The organism is Pseudomonas sp. FSL R10-0056 (assembly GCF_009600105.1).
Classification (GTDB): Bacteria; Pseudomonadota; Gammaproteobacteria; order Pseudomonadales; family Pseudomonadaceae; genus Aquipseudomonas; species Aquipseudomonas bubulae.
Genome location: NZ_WIWL01000022.1, coordinates 14208 through 38034, shown reverse-complemented (window position 1 = coordinate 38034; position 23827 = coordinate 14208). Strand labels below are relative to the sequence as shown.

Sequence of the window (23827 nt, the reverse complement as noted above, 5' to 3'; positions counted from 1 at the left end):
TTGCTCTCGATTCAGACGGTGTGGTTTATAAGGTGATCCGCAGCGATCCCATCGCGAGCAAGCCCGCTCCTACAACACTCCGGCTCTGCACCTGACAAGCAGCATCCGATTTTAGCGTCTACGCTCTGGACTTCCTTTGACTGGCATCAAGTCGCAATCGGCTTGAAACCGTCAAACTAGAGCGCTCTGTGACACAGGATGTCGGCATGTCTAGCAATCACCGTATTTCCCATTATTTCGTTATCCCTTTGGCTGTCTTGCTGATCGCAGCAGGCGGGTTCGGTTATTGGAAATCCCAGCACGACCGCCTCCCCGAAGGCATCAGCATGGGCAACGGCCGCCTCGAAGCCACAGAAGTGCAAATCGCAGCAAAAATCCCCGGGCGTCTGGCTGAAGTGCTGGTTGACGAAGGCGACCGGGTAACCCAGGGCCAACTGCTGGCCCGCATGGACACCCGCACCCTGGAAGCCAGTCGTGCGCAAGCTGAAGCCGAAGTGCTGCGCGCCCGCCAGACCCTGGCCGCCAACGAAGCCAACGTGCAACTGCGCCAGAGCGAAAAACTGCTGGCCAGCCAGGAACTCAAGCGCTTTCGCCAACTGTCCCAGCGCGGTTTTGCCAGCGGTCAGCAACTGGATCAGCAACAAGCCCGATTCGACACCAGCAACGCAGCAGTAGTCGCCGCCCAGGCCCAGGTAGCGGCTGCCAAGGCCGCGATTGGTTCATCCCAGGCTCAGGTCGCACAGCTGACCAGCGAAATTGACGACAGCAGCCTGCGCGCACCGATCAACGGCGTGATCCAGCTGCGCCTGGCCGAACCTGGCGAAGTCCTCGGCTCGGGCGGCCGGGTATTTATGATGATCGACCCCGGCGACCAGTACATGAACCTGTACATGCCCGCTTCGGTGGTCGGCAAATTGACTGTGGGTTCTGAGGCACGCATCGTGCTCGACGCCCTGCCCGACCGGGCGCTGCCGGCCAAAATCACTTTTGTCGCAGCGAAATCCCAGTTCACCCCCAAAGAAGTTGAAACCCGCGACGAGCGGCAAAAACTGGTATTCCGGGTAAAGCTGCGCCTCACCGACCCGGGTGCCGTGCCCCAGGCCAAACCGGGCATGCCGGGTGCCGGTTATGTGCGAACCGCCGATGTACCATGGCCGGCTAATCTGCAATGAGTGATCTGGCGCTAAACGCCAGTGGCATCAGCCACAGGTACGGCAGCCAGCAGGCGCTGCTGGACATCACGTTCAGCCTGCCCAAAGGCACGCGCTGCGGGTTGATCGGCCCTGATGGCGCGGGCAAGTCGAGCCTGCTGGGGCTGATTGCCGGGGTCAAGAAGCTCCAGGAGGGCACCCTTGAGGTGCTCGGCGGCCCGATTGATAACCGCCGGCATCGCAACACCCTGTACCCGCTGATCGCGTTTATGCCCCAGGGCCTGGGTGGCAACCTTTACCCGGAACTGTCGATCAGCGAAAACATCCGCTTTTTCGGCACCCTGTTTGGCCTGTCGAAAGACGACTGCGAGCAACGCATGGCCGAACTGCTCAAGGCCACCGACCTTGAGCGTTTTGCCGAGCGCCCGGCGGGCAAGCTCTCGGGCGGCATGAAACAAAAACTTGGGCTGTGCTGCGCATTGATTCACGAGCCCGACCTGCTGATCCTCGACGAGCCCACCACAGGTGTCGACCCGCTGTCACGCCGACGCTTCTGGGAGCTGGTGGAAGATGTGCGCCGCCAGCGCCCGCAACTGACGCTGCTGGTGGCGACGGCCTACATGGAAGAGGCCGAGCAGTTCGAACACTGCCTGATGCTTGATCGCGGCAAGTTGATTGCCACCGGTCTGAGCCAGGAACTGGCGGCAGTCACCACAACCGGCAAGCTCGACGAGGCCTTCACCCACTATCAGGGTGACAGCGGCCACAGCAGCGAGCCACTGGTGATTCCACCGCGCACCAGCGACAACAGTGATATCGCCATTGAAGCCCACGACCTGACCCTGAAATTCGGCGATTTCACCGCAGTGAACAACGTCAGCTTTGCCATTGGCCGGGGCGAAATTTTTGGCTTTTTGGGCTCTAACGGTTGCGGCAAAACCACCACCATGAAGGTCCTCACCGGGTTGATGCCGGCCACCGAAGGCAGCGCCAAATTGCTGGGCAACCCGGTAAACGCCAAGGATCTGGCCACCCGCAAGCGCGTGGGTTTCATGTCGCAAAGCTTCTCGCTGTACGGCGAGTTGAGCGTGCGCCAAAACCTGGTGCTGCACGCACAACTGTTTGACTTGCCCAAGGCCGAAAGCGAGCCGCGTATCGAAGAATTGATCGAGCGTTTCGATCTCGGCGACGTGGCCACACAACAGTCCGGCGAGTTGCCCCTGGGTTTGCGCCAGCGCCTGTCTCTGGCGGTGGCTGTGCTGCATCGCCCGGAAGTGTTGATCCTCGACGAACCCACTTCGGGCGTGGACCCGGCCGCCCGCGATGATTTCTGGCGCTTGCTGATCGAGTTGTCCCGCGAGCAAGGGGTGACCATCTTCCTGTCCACACACTTTATGAACGAAGCCCAGCGCTGCGACCGTATCTCGTTGATGCACGCCGGCAAGGTGCTGGCCTGCGACACGCCCGATGCGCTACAACACCAGTTCCACGGCGATACGCTGGAAGCGGCGTTTGTCACCTGCCTGGAACAGGCCCAGAACGACCAGGACGCCAGCGCGGCCTCTTCTCCCGAGCCTGTCGCCACGCCTGCGGTCAATTCGCCGCCACCGGTCAGCAAAAGGGGTTTCAGCCTGACCCGGCTGATTGCCGTGGCCAGTCGCGAATCCAAAGAGTTGCTGCGCGACAAGGTGCGCATGGCCTTTGCCTTGCTGGGCGCGCTGTTCATGATGGTGATTTTTGGCTACGGCATTTCGCTGGACGTGGAAAACCTCGCCTTCGCCGTCTACGACCAGGATCAGAGCCCGCAAAGCCGCGCCTATCTCGAGGCATTCCGCGGCTCCCGGTATTTCGAAGAACACACGCCGATCCGCAGTGCAGATGAGTTGCACAAACGCCTGCAACGCTCGGAAATAAAAATTGCCCTGGAAATCCCCCCGGGGTTTGGCCGGGATTTGTATGCCGGGCGCCAGCCTACGGTTGCCGCATGGCTTGATGGCGGCATGCCATTTCGCGCCGAAACCAGCCGCAGTTATGTGCAGGCCGTGCATCAGGCCAACCTGGAACAATTGGCCACATTGAGTAGCCAGGCACAAAACCGGCAAGCCTCAGTCAAACTGGAAACCCGTTTTCGCTACAACCAGGATGTGATCAGCGTCAATGCCATCGGCCCCGGCGTCATGGCGCTAATCCTGGCGTTTATCCCGGCCATGCTGACCGCGCTGGGCATTGTGCGAGAAAAAGAGCTGGGCTCCATCACCAACTTCTACGCCACACCCCTGACACGCCTTGAATTCCTGCTGGGCAAACAGGCGCCTTATCTGGCGGTGAGCCTGGTCAACCTGGCGTTGCTGGTGGCCATGAACCGCTGGCTGTTTGGCGTACCGTTCAAGGGCAGCGGCTTGACCCTGGCGCTGGGCGGGCTGCTGTATGTACTGTCGACCACCAGCATGGGCCTGCTGATTTCCGCCTTCACCCGCACCCAGATCGCCGCGATCCTGGGCACCATGATCATCACCAGCCTGCCGACCATTCAGTTTTCCGGGTTGCTGGTGCCGCGCTCCTCACTCGAAGGAGCCTCGGCGGTAATGGGCATGCTGTTCCCGGCCGGGCATTTCCTTGATATCGCAGTAGGCACCTTCACCAAAGCGCTCGACCTGCGCCAACTGTGGCCGCAATGCCTGGCATTGTTCGGCTTTTTTGTGGCGTTTACCGGGTTGAGCCTGATCATGCTCAAGAAGCAGGAGGTTTGATGCACAAGTTCTCGCACATCCTGCGCCTTGGCCTTAAAGAACTGACCAGCCTGCGCCATGACAGCGTGCTGCTGATGTTCTTGCTCTATGCCTTTACCGTGGCGATTTATATGCCAGCATCGAGCTCGATCATCGGCGTGCACAACGCCAGCGTTGCTATCATTGATGAAGACCATAGCCCTCTGTCACGCAAGCTCAGTGAGTCGCTGCTGCCCCCGGAGTTCAAAACCCCACAAGCCTTGCCTTATGACCAGCTCGATCAGGCCATGGATAACGGCCAATACACCTTTGTGATCAATGTACCGGCCAACTTCCAGGCCGACTTGCTGGCAGGCCGCCAACCCGGCCTGCAGGTCAACGTCGATGCCACCGCCATGAGTCAGGCCTTTATGGGCGCAGGGTATATCGGGCAGATTTTCCAGCGTGAGCTGCTCAACTATGCCGGCCAGGGTGACGCAGCGGCGAAAGCCCCGGCGTTGATCTCCAGCCGGGCATTGTTCAACGCCAATCTGGAAGGCGGATGGTTTTTGGCGGTGATCCAGATCGTTAACAACATTACCATCCTGGCCATTGTGCTGACGGGCACCGCGTTGCTGCGCGAGCGCGAACACGGCACCCTCGACCATTTGCTGGTACTGCCGCTGACGGCGCTGGAAATCATGCTGGCAAAAATCTGGAGCAACATGCTGGTGGTGGTGCTGTGCACCTGGGTGTCGCTGGAAGTCATCGTGAAATGGGCGCTGGGCGTGCCACTGTCGGGGTCGCTGACCCTGTTTTTGCTGGTTACCGCGCTGTACCTGTTTGCCAGTACCGCACTGGGGATATTCCTTGCGACCCTGGCCCGCTCAACACCGCAGTTCGGTTTGCTGGCCATCCCGGTGATCATCCCGATGCTCTTGCTCTCGGGCGGCAGTACGCCGCTGGACAGCATGCCTGTGTGGTTGCAATGGGTGATGCAGTGCTCGCCGTCGACCCACTTTGTAAGCCTGAGCGCAGCGATACTGTTTCGCGGTGCGGGTGTGAACGTAGTGTGGCCGGACTTGCTGGCCCTGGCCGGCATCGGCCTGGTGTTCTTCGCCATTGCCCTGGCGCGGTTTCGCAAGAGTCTGGCGTCGTAACCACGGGCACGGGTTATGTGGGAGCGGGCTTGCTCGCGACAGCTTCACCTCGACGTATCTGAAGTACCGAGGCGCTTGCATCGCGAGCAGGCCTGCTCCCACACAAAAGCCAAGCCCGTAGCTGCGCCTTTACTGAACGATCAAATTGTTGAACAACAGATCGTCCACCATCGGCTTGCCGGTTTCATCGCTCATCACCTGCCGGATCTGCTTCAAGGCTTCCTGGCGCAGCTTCTCCTTGGCCTCGACACTGCCCAGGGTTTCGCTGGTCTGCTGGGTAAACAACCCCACCAGTTGATTACGAATCAACGGGTCATTGGCTTTGACCGCCCTGGCTGCATCGGCACCCGTCACGCGCAAGGAAATATCAGCCTTGTACACCTTGAGCCTGGAACTGCCATCCAGACCGTAGTTACCCACAAATGGCGGGCTAAGACTGATGTAGCTGACCTTGTCGCCACCTTCCTGCGCCTCTTCCCCGACCGCCGCCATCGGCAAAGCCAGGGCCAGCATCAACATGATCCACGCTTTCACAATTCGCTCCTTCATTCGGTGTGGAGGCAAGCATACGGGGCTGCTTGAGGGCCTATCTAGCGTTATCGGCCAGCGGGTGACTTACTTGTGCCTCTGGTTGCCATCAGCAGTTTCTGAACGCTCGCGGGCAACATGTCCACAAATGGACGACTGCCTATGCGCCGGCAGGTCTTGACCACCTTTTCCACATCCCTCGATAGCTCGTACATGGCAGTCGATAGCTGGTCGCGTGAATACAGCCCGTCCTCAAACCCTTCAATCAACCGGTTGCGGGTTTGCCTGAACAGCGTCAACTCAGCCAGAGGCAGGTCGACCCCGCGACGAATATAGCCCCTGATTTCCCGGTTTAACTTCAGGCAGGTGAAACTGTTGATATCTGGCGCAGGTTCGCCAGCCCACGCAGTAAACGCCACAAACCCCAGCACAAGCTTCATAGCCTTCCCCCCGCGCCGCACCCCATATGGCTGCACAGGGGAAATTCTATTGAGGTGCTGGCCAATAGCTCAGCTCACGAGCTCCGATCCCAGTGTGGGATAGTTCCGATTGACCCTGCGCTCAAATCCCACTCAAACATTCCTTACTACTGAGTTCGCCGAGCCTGTGGATAGTTTTCAGATAGACCCGAGCAGCGAAGCCAGCCTGTATGGGGTTTTATACCCAGGCGACATGTTCATAAGCGAAAATCGCATGTGGGATTTTTCCTTCAGCTCTAAAGGGCAAGGCCTGTCATTTTCAGTAACGAAAATGTAACGTTCGGCACCGCCGATATAACAAGAAATTTGGAGCTCTTGAATGTTTGCTTTTTTCCGACCTGCCGTACACCAGGCGCCTCTGCCTGAAGAAAAAATAGACAGCACTTACCGACGACTGCGCTGGCAAATCTTTGCCGGTATCTTTTTTGGCTATGCGGGTTACTACCTGCTGCGCAAAAACTTCTCTCTGGCCATGCCCTACTTGATCGATGAGGGCTACACCCGAGGTCAACTGGGTGTCGCAATGTCAGCGATTGCCATTGCCTACGGCTTATCCAAGTTCCTCATGGGGCTGGTGTCCGACCGCTCTAACCCGCGCTTCTTTTTACCCTTTGGCTTGATGATCTCAGCGGGAGTGATGTTCATTTTCGGTTTCGCACCTTGGGCAACATCCAGTGTGACCATGATGTTCATTTTGCTGTTTATCAACGGCTGGGCGCAGGGCATGGGTTGGCCGCCCAGTGGCCGTACCATGGTGCACTGGTGGTCGCAGAAGGAACGCGGCGGTGTGGTATCGGTGTGGAACGTGGCCCACAACGTGGGCGGTGGTCTGATCGGCCCGCTGTTTTTACTGGGTATGGCCTGGTTCAACGACTGGCACGCGGCCTTCTATGTACCTGCCACGGTGGCGCTGCTGGTGGCGCTGTTTGCGTTTGTCACCATGCGCGACACCCCACAGTCCGTTGGTTTGCCGCCGATCGAGCAGTACAAGAATGATTACCCGGCGGGTTACGATGCCAGCCATGAAGACGAATTCAGCGCCAAAGAGATCTTCGTCAAATACGTGCTGCGTAACAAAATGCTCTGGTATATCGCCCTGGCCAACGTGTTCGTCTACCTGCTGCGCTACGGCGTGCTGGACTGGGCGCCGACCTATCTGAAGGAAGCCAAGCACTTTACGGTGGACACCACGTCGTGGGCTTACTTCTTCTACGAGTGGGCGGGAATTCCGGGCACGCTGCTGTGCGGCTGGATGTCGGACAAGATTTTCCGCGGCAATCGCGGGCTGACCGGCATTGTCTTTATGTCGCTGGTGACCGTCGCAACCCTGGTTTACTGGCTTAACCCGCCAGGCAACCCGACCGTGGACATGATCGCGCTGTTTTCAATCGGCTTTCTGATTTACGGGCCGGTAATGCTGATCGGTTTGCAGGCACTGGAACTGGCACCGAAGAAAGCCGCAGGTACTGCCGCAGGCTTTACAGGGCTGTTCGGCTACCTGGGTGGCTCGGTGGCGGCCAGTGCGGCCATGGGCTATCTGGTTGACCACTTCGGTTGGGATGGCGGCTTTGTGCTGCTGATCAGCGCGTGCCTGCTGGCCATCGCATTCATGATCCCGACGCTGCGCCACAAGAACCAGGCCAGCGAAGAACGTGCGGTAACCGCTCCCGCTTAAGGCGCAATCGGTACGCAGCGCTTGAGCCGCGCCTCCAGGTTTCGATCTGGCATGGCGTGGCTGCGCAGGGCACTTACGGTCTGCTCGACATAATCGCGAGTAGTGCCGTAGCGCCCGCTGGCGTTGGCCAACACCTGGCTCAACACGTCATCCGGCAGGTTGCCCGCATAGCTGGGTAAATGCCGCTCCAGCACAAAGCCCAGGGCCTGCACCTGACTGCCATCGTCCAGTCTGCACGTCAGCCAGTGCGGGCGATACGAGGGCACCGGCATTTCGCGAAGCCACAAGGCATGCAGTGAGGCGTCCAGGTTTTCTTCTGGCAAGCGATAGGCAAAGCCACTGCACGACCCCCCTCGATCCAGACCAAAAACCAGACCTGGCCACTGCGGTGTGCCGCGATGCTCGTGAGACCACAGATACAGCCCGCGATGGTAGCCATGCACCCGCCCACGCACGCGCTCGACCGCCGTGCACTCAGGGCGCCAGATCAATGAACCATAAGCAAATAACCAGACCGGCCCGCCCTGATGGCGCGCCATGGTGCTGTGCACGGAGTTGAGCAGTTGCTCTGGAGTCAACGGTGCCCCGAGATCAAGCTGCGGGGGGTAGATCGAGTTTAAACCAGCAGATTCAATAACAGTCATAACGGGGAAATGGATCCTGCAAACATGACGTAACAGAAACTAATCCACCAATCTTATATCACTGCACACTCAATGATCTGACCAACCGGACAGGCTGCTGACAGGCGCGAAACAGGATAATCAAGCCAGCGACTCAAACCAGGCGAGAATCGGTTACGCGCCAAATAAGCACAAACACCCAATAAGAAAAAGAAAATTCCTACAAGCATATATGACATTGCTTAGGTACTGCCTACACCAATTAAAACAGGATAGGTACCTCTGGATAGCTGTGCACCCTACGCACACTTCAAATAACCACCAGAAGGTGCAAAATGCGAAAAAAAGTTCTCTGCTACTGTTTACCAATACTTGCATACGCCAGCACAACCCTGGCGCAAGACAATACAACACAGGACGACAAAGGGTTCTGGTATCTGCAAACCAGCGTGTATACCCGGCACTTTTCACCTGACTCCAAGCACAATAACAATCAGGACTTGATTGGCATTGAACGCAATGAAGATTCGGGGCTGGTCTATGGAGTGGCCACCTTTCGCAACTCATTCAGCCAGCGATCGTTTTACACCTACGCGGGCAAACGCTTTGATAGCGACACTTATCCTGTTTACTTGAAGTTGACGGGCGGCCTGCTGCAAGGTTACCGCGGCGAGTACAAGAACAAGATTCCCCTCAATCGCTTCGGCATTGCGCCGGTGATCATTCCCTCAGTCGGCGCCCACTACGGCCCGGTAGCCGCCGAGCTGGTGTTGCTCGGCTTCAATGCCGCCATGATTACCACTGGCGTGCGGTTTTAAGGTCGTGGGCAGTAGGCAAACACGTCGGCACGCATCTGGTGCGCGTCCATGCCGGCAGCTACCAACGCGTCGAGAGTACCGTAGATCATCGCCGGCGAACCGCTGGCATATACATGCACACTGGCCAGATCGCTGATGTCTTCGCACACGGCTTCATGCAGCATGCCGCAGCGCCCTTCCCAACCACACATATCACTCACTACCTTATGCAGGAACAGGTTGGGGGTTTTCTCCCATTCGGCCCATTCATCCAGGGTGTAGAAGTCTTCCGGGCGACGCACGCCCCAGTACAAATGCACCGGATGCTTGAAACCCTTGGCACGGCAATGTTCGATCAGGCTGTGCATTTGCGCCATGCCGGTGCCCGCAGCGATCAGCACCAACGGCCCGTCCGGCAATTCAGACAAGTGCGTGTCACCAAACGGCAGCTCCAGGCGAACCATCCTGTTGCGCTGCAACTGCTCGATCAGCTTGCGGGCGCTGTCTTCACGCACCAGTACATGCAACTCCAGGTCGCGCCCCGAGTGCGGTGCGCTGGCCAGCGAGAATGCCGACTTGTCACCGTTTTCACGCTCCAGCATCACGTATTGCCCGGCGTGATAACGCGGCGGCTTGCCCGCAGGTGCGCGCAAGCGCACCCGCCACACATCGCCACCCATATCGACACACTCGGTCAACTGACACGCCAGGCTACGCACCGGTAATTCTCCCAACGCAAGCACGCCATCCCACAACACCACACAGTCTTCAAGCGGGGCCGCCAGGCAGGTATAAAACTCGCCATGATCACGCACGTCTCCCGCCTGCTCGACCTGGCCTTCAACCAGCAAGGCCGCACACACGTGGCAATTACCATTGCGACAGCTCTGCGGGCATTCATAGCCCAGACGCTGCGCCGCATCCAGAATTCGCTCGCCAGGCAAGGTTTCCAGTACCGCACCTGAAGGCTGCAAGGTTACACGCATCAATCTATTCCTAATTGATTCCAGATGTCATCGATCCGGCGAGTGACCGCCTCATCCTTGACGATGACCCGACCCCATTCACGGGTGGTTTCACCCGGCCATTTGTTGGTTGCATCCAGGCCCATCTTCGAACCCAGGCCGGAAACCGGTGAGGCAAAGTCGAGATAGTCGATTGGCGTGTTGTCGATCATTACCGTGTCGCGCTTGGGGTCCATACGCGTGGTAATGGCCCAGATGACGTCGTTCCAGTCGCGGGCATTGATGTCGTCGTCAGTCACGATAACGAATTTGGTGTACATGAACTGGCGCAAAAACGACCACACACCCAGCATTACGCGCTTGGCGTGCCCCGGATACTGCTTTTTCATGGTCACGATGGCCATGCGGTACGAGCAGCCTTCGGGCGGCAAGTAGAAGTCGGTGATTTCAGGGAACTGCTTTTGCAGGATCGGTACAAACACTTCGTTGAGCGCCACGCCCAAAATTGCCGGCTCATCCGGTGGACGGCCGGTGTAGGTGCTGTGATAGATCGGTTTGACCCGATGAGTGATGCGCTCGACAGTAAACACCGGGAAGCTGTCCACTTCGTTGTAGTAACCGGTGTGGTCGCCGTACGGGCCTTCGGGCGCCATCTCGCCAGGGTGGATCACGCCTTCAAGGATGATCTCGGCAGTGGCCGGCACTTGCAGGTCGTTGCCGCGGCACTTCACCAGTTCGGTACGATTGCCCCGCAGCAAGCCGGCAAAAGCGTATTCCGACAGGCTGTCGGGCACCGGGGTCACGGCGCCAAGAATGGTCGCCGGGTCTGCGCCCAGGGCCACGGATACCGGGAATGGCTGGCCGGGGTGTTTTTCGCACCAGTCACGGTAGTCCAGTGCACCGCCTCGGTGGCTCAACCAGCGCATGATGACCTTGTTGCGGCCAATCACCTGCTGACGATAGATACCGAGATTCTGCCGGTCCTTGTTAGGGCCTTTGGTCACGGTCAGGCCCCAGGTAATCAGGGGCGCCACGTCGCCAGGCCAGCAATGCTGCACCGGCAGCATGGCGAGGTCTACGTCATCCCCCTCAAGGACCACTTCCTGGCACACCGCGTCCTTGACGACTTTCGGCGCCATGGCAATGATCTTGCGGAAGATCGGCAACTTGGACCACGCATCCTTCAGACCTTTAGGCGGCTCGGGCTCCTTGAGGAACGCCAGCAGCTTGCCGATTTCCCGCAGCTCGCTGACAGACTCGGCGCCCATGCCCATTGCCACGCGCTCTGGCGTGCCGAACAAATTGCCGAGCACCGGAATCGTGTGGCCAGTCGGGTTTTCGAACAGCAAAGCCGGGCCTTTGGCACGCAGCGTGCGGTCGCAGATTTCAGTCATCTCCAGGACTGGAGAAACGGGAATCTGGATGCGTTTCAATTCTCCGCGCTGCTCTAGCTGCTGCACGAAATCCCGAAGATCCTTGAATTTCATTGACGGTGGCACCCCTAAAATAGGCGTACATCCTACCTGCTATGCCGGCCGCTGGCAGCTTATCGCTGCTCAGCGGGCGGTATTGGCCTGCTCCGGGGCACGCAACGCCAGATCATCGAACAGCGGGGCCAATGCCGGGAGAACCAGGCGAGCGCCGATTTCGGATAAGTGATTGTCATCGGTATACAACGAATGACCGTCCTGTTCGGCCCGGCACAACCCCGAGGCATCACACAACTGCGGGGTCGGGTCCAGTACCTGCACATTGGAATCAGCAGCCGCGATATCGGCAAACAGCCGGTTGATAAACGCTTTTTGCCTGAGGTGGTCTTCAACCGGCATGCCGACTTCGGCGGTTGGCTGGTGCAGCATCGCCAGGCGGCTCAGGCGGTACGGCGGATTGAACGGTTGCAACGGCGCCTCCTTCATCAGCCATACGCGGTACCCGGCCTTGCGCAATTGCTCGACCTTCGCCCGCAAGCCATCGGCCAACCGTTGTTCGGCGACCGCGCGGTCATAGTGGCCATTGCCATCGCGCAACGCATGGCCGTGATCGCCCTTGGCATCGCCATACAAGTACAGGCTCCAGCGGGCTACCAACAGGATGTCGCGCACTGGCTCGGTCGCCAGGGTGCGCTCGACACGACGGTTGTAATCGGCGCACCGCGTACCGTGCTCCAGCCCCTCAAGCGGCAGGCAACCGGCCGAACTGGCCAGCATCACATTGACGCCATGCTGGCGGGCGCTTTCTTCCAGTGCCGGGATCAGGGCCGTGGCGTGGCTGTCGCCCCACACCAGCAACTGAGCCGGCGCGGCGGGCGATAGTCCGTAACGGCAGAACGGCGTGTCGGCCGGGCTCTTGTCATCGGTGATGCAGGCCATCAGCTCAGGTCGCCATTCGCTGGCCCGCGCATATTGCAACGCCTGCTCGGACAAACGCGACGGCAGGCCATCGGTCCAGCGCAGCGCCTGGCCGGCGATACCCAACACCAGAATGCCCAAGCCCGCCGCGACGAGAATCTGACGACGGCCAGCCAATATTCGACGCTCACGAAACGGCGTTTCGACAAAACGCCAGGACAGATAGCCGAGGATCAACGTCAGCGCAATCAACCCGCCCGTCAGCACGGGACCAAACTCCTCCGCGCCGGCATAACTGCCAAACACGAAAACCGGCCAGTGCCACAAATACCAGGAATAGGAAATCAGCCCGAGCCCGACCATTAGCCGCGTGCTCAACACACGCCCGACCCAGGTGCTCTGATGCTCATTGGCCCAGATCAGGGCCACCACGCCCAGCACGGGCAGCAACGCCGCGGCACCCGGGAACGGTGTGCTGTTGTCATAGCCGAACACGGCAACAAGAATCAGCCCCATGCCCAACAGGCTGATAGCTTGCGCTGCCGCCGGGGTCAGGCGCTTCTGGCTGGCAGGCGCAATCGCCAGCATGGCACCGGCCAGCAGTTCCCATGCCCGCATCGGCAACAGGAAAAACGCTTTCTCGGGATGCTGGGCCACGGCCCAGACGCTGAGCCCGAACGACACCAGCAACAGGCTGAACAAAGCCAGCCGCCAGTGCTTGAATCGGCTGGACAGCAGGGTCAGCAGCAAGGGAAAGACAATATAGAACTGTTCCTCAACCGCCAGCGACCAGGTATGCAGCAGCGGTTTTAGATCGCTGGCCGCATCGAAATAGCCCTCCTGGCGCATAAACAGCAGGTTGGAAACGAACATCACCTGGTAGCGCACCGAACGCCCCAGCTCTTCGTAGTCCTTGGGTGCCATCAGGAACCAGCCCACAGCCAGCACGGCGGCCATCATCACGAACAAGGCCGGCAGGATTCGCCGCGCGCGACGGGCCCAAAACTCGACAAAACTGAAGCGTGCCGCCTCACGCTGGCGCCAGATGATCGAGGTAATCAAATAACCGGAAATGACGAAGAACACATCGACGCCAACGAATCCGCCTGAAAAACCCGGCACACCAAAGTGGAACAGTACTACGGCAATCACGGCAACAGCTCGCAGGCCATCAATGTCCCTGCGATAAACAAGAGAAGTCATATACGCTCAATTTCGCTAATACATTGTTTTTATTGACCGAAGTTAAGCACAAACCTTCCTTTTTTTTTGGCATAAAAAAGGCGCCCTCGCGGGGCGCCTGATTTTTGTGCGAGAAACCGTGTTACTTGCGTTTCATCGACAAGAAGAACTCATCGTTGGTCTTGGTCTGCTTAAGCTTGTCGACCAGGAACTCGATGGCTGCCACTTCGTCCATCGGGTGCAACAGCTTGCGCAGGATCCACATGCGTTGCAACTCGTCGTCTGCAGTCAGCAACTCTTCACGGCGGGTACCGGAGCGGTTGATGTTGATCGCAGGGAAGACGCGTTTTTCAGCGATCTTGCGGTCCAGAGGCAGTTCCATGTTGCCAGTGCCTTTGAACTCTTCGTAGATCACTTCATCCATCTTCGAGCCGGTTTCAACCAGCGCGGTAGCGATGATGGTCAGCGAGCCGCCTTCTTCGATGTTACGCGCAGCACCGAAGAAACGCTTTGGCTTCTCAAGGGCGTGAGCATCGACACCACCGGTCAGTACCTTGCCGGAGCTCGGGATAACGGTGTTGTAGGCACGGGCCAGACGGGTGATGGAGTCGAGCAGGATCACCACGTCCTTTTTGTGTTCGACCAGGCGCTTGGCCTTCTCGATCACCATTTCGGCAACCTGCACGTGGCGGGTTGGTGGCTCGTCGAAGGTGGAAGCAACCACTTCGCCGCGAACGGTACGCTGCATTTCGGTTACTTCTTCAGGGCGCTCGTCGATCAACAGAACGATCAAGTGCACTTCAGGATTGTTACGCGAAATGTTCGACGCGATGTTCTGCAGCATGATGGTCTTGCCCGCTTTTGGCGGAGCAACGATCAGACCACGCTGACCTTTACCGATCGGAGCACAGAGGTCGATCACGCGACCGGTCAGATCTTCGGTGGAACCGTTACCGATTTCCATCTTCATGCGTACGGTCGGGAACAACGGGGTCAAGTTCTCGAAGAGAATCTTGTTTTTCGCGTTCTCGGGACGATCGTAGTTGATCGTGTCGACTTTCAGCAGTGCGAAGTAACGCTCGCCTTCTTTTGGCGGGCGGATTTTACCGACGATGGTGTCGCCGGTGCGCAAGTTGAAGCGTCGAATCTGGCTAGGCGAGACGTAGATATCGTCAGGGCCTGCCAGGTACGAGGCGTCAGCGGAGCGAAGGAAGCCGAAGCCGTCCTGGAGAATCTCCAGCACGCCATCACCGGAGATTTCCTCGCCGCTTTTCGCGTGCTTTTTGAGCAGGGAGAAAATCACGTCCTGCTTGCGCGAACGGGCCATATTTTCTATGCCCATCTGTTCGGCCAATTCGAGCAGTTCGGTAATCGGCTTTTGCTTGAGTTCAGTCAGGTTCATATAGGAATGACGTAATCATTTATGGGGAGGGAAATTAAGCTTTGGGCTTAATGAGGCCGCGCCGCAGAGAAGGCGACAGGATCGCGTACTAATTCGATAAGGAGTGCGTCGGCGACGGCTTGCAGGGGGCAATGGAGAAACCAGTGCGGGGCCGAATGTACCACTTGAGTTTCATAGCGTCTAGTCCTTGAGCCATGAAAAAGCCCCGCATTTAGCGGGGCTTTTATCGACGCTTAGATATTGGCGTCGAGGAATGCAGCCAACTGCGACTTCGACAGCGCACCGACCTTGGTGGCTTCAACGTTGCCGTTCTTGAACAGCATCAGCGTAGGAATACCGCGTACGCCGTGCTTGGCCGGGGTTTCCTGGTTTTCATCAATGTTCAGCTTGGCAACAGTCAGCTTGCCTTTGTAAGTCTCTGCGATCTCGTCCAGAACCGGCGCGATCATTTTGCAAGGGCCACACCATTCAGCCCAGTAGTCGACCAGTACAGCGCCTTCAGCCTTGAGAACATCGGCCTCAAAGCTAGCGTCGGTGACGTGTTTAATAAGATCGCTGCTCATGGAAGTCTCCGTGGTTGTAAGCAAAAACGTAGCACATCATAGCTGTCATCACCGCGTTCAGGAAGGTGAGGGACGATTGACTCTCACTATAGTGGTGCATGAGTGCAGATATCGCCCGTTTCAGGAGCCGTCGGGGGTGACGAAGGCAATCCCGGTTCGCGAGGCAGCCTGGCGAATGTGCTCGCTCATGGCCTTTTGTGCAGGGCCGCTGGCATGACGGGCCAGGGCCCGGAGGATTTTGCGGTGCTCCTGCCAGGTTTCCATGGCCCGCTCCGGGCGGATAAACGGCAGCTTCTGGCTTTCCAGAAAAATATCGCCACGGGTGATCAGCATAGTGGCCATTGCCTGATTGCCACTGGCACGCAGGATCAGTTGATGGAACTCGAAGTCCAGCTGCGCGGCACGCTCAAAATCCCCGGCGCGTAACTCATGGCGCATTGCCTCGACATTGTCCTGCAACACATCCAGTTGGTCGCGGGTCAAGCGCACCGCCGCCAGCCCCGCAGCGAAACCTTCCAGTGCGTATCGCAGCTGGAAAATATCCTGCGGGCAGGCCTGGGCTGCATAGGGCCAGTCCGTAACCGGAACAACCGGGTCATCTGCTTGCGCGGCCTGCACATACACGCCTTTACCCGGCTGCACACTGATCACGCCCAGGGCACTGAGCGAAGATAACGCCTCGCGCAGCGATGCCCGGCTGACCCCCAACTGCACCGCCAGCTCGCGCTGCGACGGCAAGGCATCTCCCGGCGCAAAAGCGTTTTCGACGATCAATTTACGAATGGCCAGCAATGCCACTTCGGGTACGGCCCGTGCGCTTGAATTCATCACAACTCGGCTTGATCGGCTCAGGAAAGGCGTAGTTGTAAAGCTATTGCCAACGCTCGGCAAGTCACGCCCCAAGCCGGTTCAAGCCCTGTGAGAAACGCCCGATAGAGGTGCAAAAAACGTCATCACTGTTCAGACCAGTCAGACCGCCGCATGCCTTTTGAAATCAGCCCTGGCGGTCATAAAAGCCCTGTTGGCATGGCCTGTGCTCTGGCTCAACGGCGCACACCACCGCGCGCCCTTTCCGGAGAATTGCCATGACCCAGCGTTACAGCGCCTTGATTTGCGCCTTGTTCGCCAGCCTGATGCTGAGCCAGGCCCCGGCCCACGCCAGTGACCTCGATGAGGTGATGGCACGCGGCACCCTCAAGGTCGCAGTCCCCCAGGATTTTCCGCCCTTCGGCTCGGTCGGCCCGGACATGCAGCCTCGCGGGCTGGATATCGACACCGCCAAATTGCTGGCCGATCAGCTCAAGGTCAAACTTGAACTGACGCCCGTAAACAGCACCAACCGTGTGCCCTATCTGACCACCGGCAAAGTCGATGTAGTGATTTCCAGCTTGGGCAAAAACCCGGATCGTGAAAAAGTCATCGATTTTTCCCACGCTTATGCGCCGTTCTACCTTGGCGTATTTGGCCCGCCAGACGCGCAGATCAAGACCCTGGATGACCTCAAGGGTAAAACCATCAGCGTGACCCGTGGCGCCATCGAAGACATCGAACTGACCAACGTGGCGCCAGCCGGCGTGACCATCAAACGCTTCGAAGACAACAACTCGACCATCGCCGCGTATCTGGCAGGCCAGGTGGACCTGATCGCCAGCGGCAACGTGGTGATGGTCGCCATCAGCGAACGCAACCCCAAGCGCATCCCGGCCATGAAACTCAAGCTCAAGGATTCACCGGTCTACGTCGGCGTGAACAAGGGCCAGCCCGAGTTGCTGGACAAGGTGAACCAGATTCTGGCCACGGCCAAGGCTGACGGCAGCCTGGAAAAAAACGCGCTGCAATGGCTTAAAGAGCCGCTGCCAGCTGACCTCTGACACTTTGCGACGGGGTCAATCATGGCTTATCAGTTCGACTTTTTACCGGTGCTGCAAAACAGCGACCTGTTATTACGCGGCGCCCTGTTTACCCTTGAACTGACAGCGATCGGCACAGTATTCGGCGTCAGCCTGGGGATTGTCGGCGCCGTGGTCCGGGCGTGGAATATTCGACCTTTCGCTGCGTTGTTCGGGTTGTATGTCGAGTTGATCCGCAACACGCCGTTTCTGGTGCAGCTATTTTTTATCTTTTTCGGCTTGCCGGGCCTGGGTGTGCATATCAGCGAGTGGCAGGCCGCGGTGCTGGCGATGGTGATCAACCTGGGTGCCTATTCCACGGAAATTATCCGCGCAGGTATTCAGGCGATCCCCAAAGGCCAGCTGGAAGCAGCATCTGCACTGGCCATGAGCCGATTCGAGGCGTTCCGCCATGTGGTCCTGCAACCGGCGCTGGCCAAGGTTTGGCCAGCCCTGAGCAGCCAGATCATCATCGTGATGCTCGGCTCGGCGGTCTGCTCGCAAATTGCCACTGAAGAGCTGAGCTTTTTTGCCAATTTCATTCAGTCACGCAATTTTCGCAGCTTCGAAACCTACGTCCTGACCACTCTGATTTACCTGTGCATGGCCTTGTTGATCCGCCAGTTACTGAACTGGTTCGGCCGCCGCTACCTGAGCAGGAGTCGCTGATGGATTTCACGTTCTGGGACATCGTGCGTAACTTGCTGACGGGTTTGCAGTGGACAGTCGCCCTGTCTCTTGTTGCGTTTATCGGCGGCGGCTTTATCGGCTTGCTGGTGTTGCTGATGCGCATTTCCAAAAGCCGCTTCGCCCGCACTCTGGCGCGCGGTTATATAGAGCTGTTCCAGGGTACGCCCCTGCTGATGCAGCTGTTTTTGATCTTCTTTGGCATTGCCCTGCTGGGCATCGATATTTCGCCGTGGATGGCCGCGGCCCTGGCGCTGACATTGTTCACCAGTGCCTACCTGGCCGAGATCTGGCGCGGCTGCGTCGAGTCGATTGCCCACGGCCAGTGGGAGGCCTCGGCCAGCCTGGCACTCAGCCCGCTGGAGCAATTGCGCTACGTGATCCTGCCGCAAGCCTTGCGGGTCGCCATCGCGCCGACCGTCGGCTTTTCGGTGCAGGTCATCAAAGGCACTGCCGTGACCTCGATTATTGGATTCACCGAATTGACCAAGACCGGCAGCATGCTGGCCAATGCCACCTTCGAGCCTTTCATGGTCTATGGCCTGGTGGCTCTGGGTTACTTCCTCTTGTGCTACCCCCTGTCGCTCAGTGCGCGCTATCTGGAAAGGAGACTGCATGCCTCTGCTTAGAGTTACCGCCCTGCATAAATACTACGGCGACCACCACGTGCTCAAAGGCATCGACCTGACGGTCGAACAGGGCCAGGTGGTCGCTATCATTGGCCGCAGCGGCTCGGGCAAGAGTACCTTGCTCAGAACCCTGAACGGGCTGGAGTCCATTAACGACGGGGTGATTGAGGTCGATGACGAATACCTGGATGCCGCCCGCGCAGACTTGCGAAGCCTGCGCCAGAAGGTCGGCATGGTGTTTCAGCAGTTCAATCTGTTCCCGCACCTGAGCGTGGGCGAAAACGTCATGCTGGCCCCGCAAGTGGTGCAAAAGGTGCCCAAAGCCAAGGCCGCCGAACTGGCGCGCCAGATGCTGGAACGGGTGGGGCTGGGCGACAAGTTCGACGCCTTCCCGGAGCGCCTGTCGGGCGGTCAACAGCAGCGGGTGGCGATTGCCCGGGCTTTGGCCATGTCACCCAAGGTGCTGTTGTGTGATGAGATCACCTCGGCCCTCGACCCGGAGCTGGTCAATGAAGTGCTCAGCGTGGTGCGTCAGCTGGCCCGTGAAGGCATGACGCTGATCATGGTCACCCACGAGATGCGTTTTGCCCGTGAAGTTGGCGACAAACTGGTGTTTATGCACCAGGGCAAGGTGCATGAAGTGGGTGACCCCAAAGTGCTGTTCGCCAACCCGCAAACCCCGGAACTGGCGAATTTCATCGGAACGTTGTAGTCACTGACGAGGTACGAGGCTACGGGAATCGTAGAGCCTGAAAACACGAGGCCTCGGATAACAGCTAACCTCATTGCTTTCGTGCTCCACATCAAGGCAGGTGATATCACGCGTTGGCGCGAGCCTTTGATCGTGGCACGATGGCCGGGTTATCGACCGAGACCCCTCAACCATGCCCCAATCCCAAGCAAGGAATCCGTCCCTGATCGCCGCCATTGATCTGGGTTCTAACAGCTTTCACATGGTGGTGGCCAAGGCCCAGAACGGCGAAATCCGCATACTTGAGCGTCTTGGTGACAAGGTGCAGTTAGCTGCCGGCATCGACGAAGAACGCAAGCTCAGCGAAGAATCCATGCAGCGCGGGCTCGATTGCCTCAAGCGTTTCGCCCAACTGATCAACGGTATGCCGTTGGGTGCCGTGCGTATTGTGGGAACCAACGCATTGCGCGAGGCGCGCAACCGCAACGAGTTTATCGTGCGTGCCGAAGAGATCCTGGGTCACACCGTTGAAGTGATTTCCGGTCGTGAAGAAGCGCGCCTGATCTACCTGGGTGTGTCCCACACCCTCGCCGACACGCCGGGCAAACGCCTGGTGGCCGACATCGGCGGCGGCAGTACCGAGTTCATCATTGGCCAGCGTTTTGAGCCCCTGCTACGCGAAAGCCTGCAAATGGGCTGCGTCAGCTTTACCCAGCGCTATTTCCGCGACGGCAAGATCACCCCGGCACGCTACGCCCAGGCCTACACGGCTGCGCGTCTCGAAATCATGAGCATCGAGCACGCCCTGCACCGCCTGACCTGGGATGAGGCCATCGGCTCTTCGGGTACCATTCGGGCCATTGGCCTGGCGCTCAAGGCGGGCGGTCATGGTAACGGCGAAGTAAACGCCGAAGGCCTGTCCTGGCTCAAGCGCAAGCTGTTCAAGCTGGGCGACGCGGACAAGATCGACTTCGAAGGCATCAAGCCCGACCGTCGCGCCATCTTCCCGGCCGGGCTGGCGATTCTTGAAGCAATCTTCGACGCCCTTGAACTGCAACGTATGGATCACTGTGACGGCGCCCTGCGCGAAGGCGTGCTGTACGACCTTCTGGGCCGCCATCACCACGAAGACGTGCGTGAGCGCACCCTCAGCTCGCTGATGGACCGTTACCATGTCGATCGCGAGCAAGCGGCACGGGTTGAACGCAAGGCGCTGCGCGCCTTCGATCAAGTGGCCAAGTCGTGGGGCCTCAAGGACGGTGTATGGCGTGAACTGCTGAGCTGGGCGGCCAAGGTGCATGAAGTCGGGCTGGACATTGCCCACTATCATTACCACAAGCACGGCGCCTACTTGATAGAGCACTCCGACCTGGCTGGTTTCTCACGCGAAGACCAGCAAATGCTCGCGCTGCTGGTGCGCGGCCATCGTCGCAACATTCCTAAAGACAAGTTCGCCGAATTTGGCGAAGACGGCATCAAGCTGATTCGCCTGTGCGTGCTGTTGCGCTTTGCGATCCTGTTCTACCACATCCGTGGCAACCAGGAAGCCTCGCAGGTGAAGCTGCGCGCCGAGGGCGATCACCTGGACGTCATCTTCCCCGACGGCTGGCTGGAACAGAACCCGCTGACCCAGGCTGACTTCGAACAAGAAGCGCAATGGCTGACCCGGGTCGGAATTGTGCTGACGGTTTCCTGACCGGGCACAACTCAAACCAACTGTGGGAGCGAGCAGGCTCGCTCCCACAGTCGTTACAGCGTTATACCGATGGCCCGGTACTCACGGCCAGTACCGGCAGGCTCAGACGCTCAAGCAGCGTGGCTTGCGCACTGCGCGGGTTCTGGTTGCCCGTTGGCGTATTGCGGATATACCGCCCGTCCGACTGAAGGCTCCAGCTGTGGGTGTTGTCCGTCAGATAGCACTCAAGCTCCTTCTTGACCCGCAGAATCAGCTTTTTACCCTCGACCGGGAAGCACGTCTCAACACGCTTATCGAGATTGCGCTCCATCCAATCGGCACTCGACAGGAACATCTGCTCCTCGCCGCCATTGAGGAAGTAGAACACCCGTGTGTGCTCCAGGAAGCGCCCGATGATCGAACGCACATGAATATTGTGCGAAACGCCGGCAATCCCGGGACGCAGGCAGCACATCCCGCGTACCACCAGATCAATACGCACGCCGGACTGACTGGCCTTGTACAGCGCACGGATGATTTTCGGATCGGTCAGCGAGTTGAACTTGGCGATGATATGCGCCGGTTTGCCTTCAACAGCGAACTGGGTCTCACGGGCAATCATGTCCAGCATGCCCTTTTTCAAAGTGAAAGGCGCATGCAGCAGTTTTTTCATGCGCAGCGTCTTGCCCATGCCGATCAACTGGCTGAACAACTTGCCGACGTCTTCACACAGCGCGTCGTCGGAGGTCAGCAAGCTGTAGTCGGTGTAAAGCTTGGCGTTGCCGGCGTGGTAGTTGCCGGTACCCAGATGCGCGTAACGCACGATCTCCCCCGCCTCACGGCGCAGAATCAGCATCATCTTGGCGTGGGTCTTGAAACCGACTACGCCATAGATCACTACCGCACCGGCAGCTTGCAGGCGACTGGCCAGTTGCAGGTTGGACTCTTCGTCAAAGCGCGCACGCAGCTCGATCACCGCGGTTACTTCTTTACCGTTACGCGCCGCATCAACCAGCGCATCAACGATTTCCGAGTTGGCGCCGCTGCGGTACAGGGTCTGGCGTACGGCCAGCACATGCGGATCCTTGGCAGCCTGGCGAAGCAAGTCGACGACCGGAGTAAACGACTCAAACGGGTGCAGCAGCAAGATGTCCTGTTTGCTGACCACGCTAAAAATGTTCTCGCTGTTCTGCAACAGCTTGGGAATCGCCGGGGTAAACGGCGTGTATTGCAGCTCAGGGTGGCTGTCGAGGCTGGTGATGCTGAAAAGGCGTGTCAGGTTGACCGGACCATTGACCTGATACAACTCGGTCTCATGCAGGCTGAACTGCTTGAGCAGGTAGTCGGATAGGTGCTTGGGGCATGTGTCGGCCACTTCCAGGCGTACGGCATCGCCGTATCGACGCGAGAACAACTCGCCACGCAGCGCACGGGCCAGGTCTTCAACATCTTCGGTATCAACCGCCAGATCGGCGTTACGGGTCAGGCGGAACTGGTAGCAGCCTTTCACCTTCATGCCTTGAAACAGGTCATCGGCGTGGGCGTGAATCATCGACGACAGGAACACATAGTTGTCGCCTGCCCCACCCACGTCTTCAGGCAATTTGATCACGCGTGGCAACAGACGCGGTGCCGGGATGATCGCCAGGCCTGAATCACGACCAAAGGCATCGATGCCTTCCAGCTCGACGATAAAGTTCAGGCTCTTGTTCACCAGCAACGGGAACGGGTGCGTCGGGTCCAGGCCAATCGGCGTGATGATCGGCGCGATTTCGTCGCGGAAGAACTTGCGTACCCACGCCTTGATCTTGGTGTTCCAGTGCCGGCGACGGATAAAGCGCACCTGATGCTTTTCAAGCTCGGGCAACAGAATGTCGTTGAGGATCGCGTACTGGCGATCCACATGGCCGTGGACCAGTTCGCTGATGCGGGCCAGCGCCTGATGCGGCTGCAAGCCATCGGCACCGGCCTGCTCACGGGCGAAGGTGATTTGTTTTTTCAGGCCTGCGACACGAATTTCGAAAAACTCATCCAGGTTGCTGGAAAAAATCAGCAGAAACTTCAAGCGTTCAAGCAGCGGATAGGACTCATCCAGCGCTTGTTCCAATACGCGAATGTTGAACTGTAATTGCGACAACTCACGATGGATGTACAGGCTGCTGTCATCAAGGCCAGGAACGGCAATCGCCGGATGCACCGCCGCGTGCGACTCGGCCGCAGCAGGCGCATGGGCTTGCTGTTCAGGCGGGGTTTCAGGGACTGGCTCAACAATCGGCTGAGCTTCAGTGGCAACGATTTCAGCAAGTCCTTCGGTATTCATTGAATGTTCCTGTAAGAGCGGGTTTGACTCTCGTAACAGTTAAGCGACACCAGCAGTCAAGTTGTCAGAATGCCATCAACGCCTGTGGGTTTAAACCGCTCCCGGGCGCTTTATGCGGGCCAGAGACTGGTTAGAGGCCGATTTGTCGAAATTGTTTCCTGGGCAACCGACGCAGACACTGCGGGAGCGGGCTTGCTCGCGATTCAAACACCGCAGAGTTTCAGATTGACTGAGTCAACCCCATCGCAGTCATGCCAGCTCCCACAGGTTCGAAGCAATAATCACCTGCGCGCATGGTTATAACGCTTCGCCATGAACACTAGATGACAACGCTAATGATGTAGGTCAAATACAC

General features: G+C 58.5%; 20 protein-coding genes. 10 read left to right on the top strand and 10 right to left on the bottom strand.

Annotation, left to right across the window (positions count from 1 at the left end):
• Positions 1–206: 206 nt before the first annotated feature.
• The 3 genes from GHO42_RS01485 to GHO42_RS01475 are packed head-to-tail and all read left to right on the top strand — an operon-like array spanning position 207 to position 5019.
• Positions 207–1172 carry an HlyD family secretion protein gene (locus GHO42_RS01485; protein WP_095000710.1) on the top strand — a complete coding sequence of 322 codons (966 nt, stop codon included), beginning with the start codon at positions 207–209 and terminating at the stop codon, positions 1170–1172.
• Positions 1169–3901, top strand: coding sequence for a ribosome-associated ATPase/putative transporter RbbA (gene rbbA / locus GHO42_RS01480; protein WP_153327175.1), 2733 nt, complete (start codon positions 1169–1171; stop codon positions 3899–3901). The genes GHO42_RS01485 and rbbA overlap by 4 nt, the downstream gene beginning before the upstream one ends.
• Positions 3901–5019 carry an ABC transporter permease gene (locus tag GHO42_RS01475; RefSeq protein ID WP_095000708.1) on the top strand — a complete coding sequence of 373 codons (1119 nt, stop codon included), beginning with the start codon at positions 3901–3903 and terminating at the stop codon, positions 5017–5019. The genes rbbA and GHO42_RS01475 overlap by 1 nt, the downstream gene beginning before the upstream one ends.
• Before the next feature lie 129 nt (positions 5020–5148).
• Here the strand turns inward: GHO42_RS01475 and GHO42_RS01470 are convergent, their stop codons facing one another.
• Both GHO42_RS01470 and GHO42_RS01465 read right to left on the bottom strand, forming a co-directional pair.
• On the bottom strand, positions 5149–5553 hold the full coding sequence (locus GHO42_RS01470; RefSeq protein ID WP_095000707.1) for a flagellar basal body-associated protein FliL: 405 nt from the start codon (positions 5551–5553) through the stop codon (positions 5149–5151).
• Positions 5554–5615: 62 nt separating this feature from the next.
• Positions 5616–5987 carry a hypothetical protein gene (locus GHO42_RS01465; RefSeq protein ID WP_153327179.1) on the bottom strand — a complete coding sequence of 124 codons (372 nt, stop codon included), beginning with the start codon at positions 5985–5987 and terminating at the stop codon, positions 5616–5618.
• 358 nt (positions 5988–6345) lie between these two features.
• Between GHO42_RS01465 and glpT the strand changes: the two genes are divergently transcribed.
• Entirely contained in the window at positions 6346–7701 is a 1356-nt protein-coding gene (gene glpT, locus GHO42_RS01460) for a glycerol-3-phosphate transporter (protein WP_095017794.1), read from the top strand.
• Here glpT and GHO42_RS01455 read toward each other — a convergent pair.
• Positions 7698–8345, bottom strand: a complete 648-nt coding sequence (locus GHO42_RS01455; protein WP_095000704.1) for a gamma-glutamylcyclotransferase — start codon at positions 8343–8345, stop codon at positions 7698–7700. The genes glpT and GHO42_RS01455 overlap by 4 nt on opposite strands.
• Positions 8346–8659: 314 nt before the next feature.
• Here GHO42_RS01455 and GHO42_RS01450 point away from each other — a divergent pair, with 314 nt between their 5' ends.
• A complete protein-coding gene (locus tag GHO42_RS01450; protein ID WP_095025175.1) occupies positions 8660–9142 on the top strand; it encodes a sn-glycerol-3-phosphate transporter in 483 nt (160 codons plus the stop codon).
• On the opposite strand, the gene GHO42_RS01445 is transcribed toward GHO42_RS01450, so the two are convergent.
• The 6 genes from GHO42_RS01445 to GHO42_RS01420 all read right to left on the bottom strand — a co-directional run bounded on the left by GHO42_RS01445 (position 9139) and on the right by GHO42_RS01420 (position 16409).
• Complete coding sequence (locus GHO42_RS01445; protein WP_153327182.1) at positions 9139–10107, bottom strand: CDP-6-deoxy-delta-3,4-glucoseen reductase; 969 nt, start codon at positions 10105–10107, stop codon at positions 9139–9141. The genes GHO42_RS01450 and GHO42_RS01445 overlap by 4 nt on opposite strands.
• The gene (gene ubiD / locus GHO42_RS01440; protein ID WP_095025174.1) at positions 10107–11573 is read right to left on the bottom strand and encodes a 4-hydroxy-3-polyprenylbenzoate decarboxylase; all 1467 of its coding nucleotides are present in this window, start codon (positions 11571–11573) and stop codon (positions 10107–10109) included. Before ubiD ends, GHO42_RS01445 begins: the two co-directional genes overlap by 1 nt.
• A gap of 69 nt (positions 11574–11642) precedes the next feature.
• Positions 11643–13637: an acyltransferase family protein gene (locus GHO42_RS01435; protein WP_095025173.1), complete on the bottom strand. Its 1995-nt coding sequence runs from the start codon at positions 13635–13637 to the stop codon at positions 11643–11645.
• Between the two features lie 121 nt (positions 13638–13758).
• Entirely contained in the window at positions 13759–15018 is a 1260-nt protein-coding gene (gene rho / locus GHO42_RS01430) for a transcription termination factor Rho (RefSeq protein ID WP_016783019.1), read from the bottom strand.
• A 233-nt stretch (positions 15019–15251) separates the two neighbouring features.
• Entirely contained in the window at positions 15252–15581 is a 330-nt protein-coding gene (gene trxA / locus GHO42_RS01425; protein WP_016783018.1) for a thioredoxin TrxA, read from the bottom strand.
• A gap of 120 nt (positions 15582–15701) precedes the next feature.
• The gene (locus GHO42_RS01420; protein WP_095020102.1) at positions 15702–16409 is read right to left on the bottom strand and encodes a FadR/GntR family transcriptional regulator; all 708 of its coding nucleotides are present in this window, start codon (positions 16407–16409) and stop codon (positions 15702–15704) included.
• 257 nt (positions 16410–16666) lie between these two features.
• Here GHO42_RS01420 and GHO42_RS01415 point away from each other — a divergent pair, with 257 nt between their 5' ends.
• The 5 genes from GHO42_RS01415 (at position 16667) to ppx (ending at position 21173) form a co-directional block, all read left to right on the top strand.
• A complete protein-coding gene (locus GHO42_RS01415; RefSeq protein WP_095000698.1) occupies positions 16667–17452 on the top strand; it encodes a transporter substrate-binding domain-containing protein in 786 nt (261 codons plus the stop codon).
• 21 nt (positions 17453–17473) lie between these two features.
• Positions 17474–18139 carry an amino acid ABC transporter permease gene (locus GHO42_RS01410; RefSeq protein WP_095000697.1) on the top strand — a complete coding sequence of 222 codons (666 nt, stop codon included), beginning with the start codon at positions 17474–17476 and terminating at the stop codon, positions 18137–18139.
• Positions 18136–18786, top strand: a complete 651-nt coding sequence (locus GHO42_RS01405; protein WP_169916205.1) for an amino acid ABC transporter permease — start codon at positions 18136–18138, stop codon at positions 18784–18786. Before GHO42_RS01410 ends, GHO42_RS01405 begins: the two co-directional genes overlap by 4 nt.
• Positions 18773–19498: an amino acid ABC transporter ATP-binding protein gene (locus GHO42_RS01400; RefSeq protein ID WP_095000695.1), complete on the top strand. Its 726-nt coding sequence runs from the start codon at positions 18773–18775 to the stop codon at positions 19496–19498. Before GHO42_RS01405 ends, GHO42_RS01400 begins: the two co-directional genes overlap by 14 nt.
• A 172-nt stretch (positions 19499–19670) precedes the next feature.
• Entirely contained in the window at positions 19671–21173 is a 1503-nt protein-coding gene (gene ppx, locus GHO42_RS01395) for an exopolyphosphatase (RefSeq protein WP_095000694.1), read from the top strand.
• 61 nt (positions 21174–21234) lie between these two features.
• Here the strand turns inward: ppx and ppk1 are convergent, their stop codons facing one another.
• The gene (gene ppk1, locus GHO42_RS01390; RefSeq protein WP_095000693.1) at positions 21235–23472 is read right to left on the bottom strand and encodes a polyphosphate kinase 1; all 2238 of its coding nucleotides are present in this window, start codon (positions 23470–23472) and stop codon (positions 21235–21237) included.
• Positions 23473–23827 lie beyond the last annotated feature (355 nt).

What these genes read in the sequence shown, in the direction of transcription:
- GHO42_RS01455 (WP_095000704.1), bottom strand. Translation starts at nt 8,345, where the DNA reads ATGACTGTTATTGAATCTGCTGGTTTAAACTCGATCTACCCCCCGCAG.
- ppx (WP_095000694.1), top strand. Translation starts at nt 19,671, where the DNA reads ATGCCCCAATCCCAAGCAAGGAATCCGTCCCTGATCGCCGCCATTGAT.
- GHO42_RS01435 (WP_095025173.1), bottom strand. Translation starts at nt 13,637, where the DNA reads ATGACTTCTCTTGTTTATCGCAGGGACATTGATGGCCTGCGAGCTGTT.
- GHO42_RS01475 (WP_095000708.1), top strand. Translation starts at nt 3,901, where the DNA reads ATGCACAAGTTCTCGCACATCCTGCGCCTTGGCCTTAAAGAACTGACC.
- GHO42_RS01400 (WP_095000695.1), top strand. Translation starts at nt 18,773, where the DNA reads ATGCCTCTGCTTAGAGTTACCGCCCTGCATAAATACTACGGCGACCAC.
- glpT (WP_095017794.1), top strand. Translation starts at nt 6,346, where the DNA reads ATGTTTGCTTTTTTCCGACCTGCCGTACACCAGGCGCCTCTGCCTGAA.
- GHO42_RS01450 (WP_095025175.1), top strand. Translation starts at nt 8,660, where the DNA reads ATGCGAAAAAAAGTTCTCTGCTACTGTTTACCAATACTTGCATACGCC.
- GHO42_RS01445 (WP_153327182.1), bottom strand. Translation starts at nt 10,107, where the DNA reads ATGCGTGTAACCTTGCAGCCTTCAGGTGCGGTACTGGAAACCTTGCCT.
- GHO42_RS01465 (WP_153327179.1), bottom strand. Translation starts at nt 5,987, where the DNA reads ATGAAGCTTGTGCTGGGGTTTGTGGCGTTTACTGCGTGGGCTGGCGAA.
- GHO42_RS01415 (WP_095000698.1), top strand. Translation starts at nt 16,667, where the DNA reads ATGACCCAGCGTTACAGCGCCTTGATTTGCGCCTTGTTCGCCAGCCTG.
- trxA (WP_016783018.1), bottom strand. Translation starts at nt 15,581, where the DNA reads ATGAGCAGCGATCTTATTAAACACGTCACCGACGCTAGCTTTGAGGCC.
- ubiD (WP_095025174.1), bottom strand. Translation starts at nt 11,573, where the DNA reads ATGAAATTCAAGGATCTTCGGGATTTCGTGCAGCAGCTAGAGCAGCGC.
- GHO42_RS01420 (WP_095020102.1), bottom strand. Translation starts at nt 16,409, where the DNA reads ATGAATTCAAGCGCACGGGCCGTACCCGAAGTGGCATTGCTGGCCATT.
- GHO42_RS01485 (WP_095000710.1), top strand. Translation starts at nt 207, where the DNA reads ATGTCTAGCAATCACCGTATTTCCCATTATTTCGTTATCCCTTTGGCT.
- GHO42_RS01410 (WP_095000697.1), top strand. Translation starts at nt 17,474, where the DNA reads ATGGCTTATCAGTTCGACTTTTTACCGGTGCTGCAAAACAGCGACCTG.
- rho (WP_016783019.1), bottom strand. Translation starts at nt 15,018, where the DNA reads ATGAACCTGACTGAACTCAAGCAAAAGCCGATTACCGAACTGCTCGAA.
- rbbA (WP_153327175.1), top strand. Translation starts at nt 1,169, where the DNA reads ATGAGTGATCTGGCGCTAAACGCCAGTGGCATCAGCCACAGGTACGGC.
- ppk1 (WP_095000693.1), bottom strand. Translation starts at nt 23,472, where the DNA reads ATGAATACCGAAGGACTTGCTGAAATCGTTGCCACTGAAGCTCAGCCG.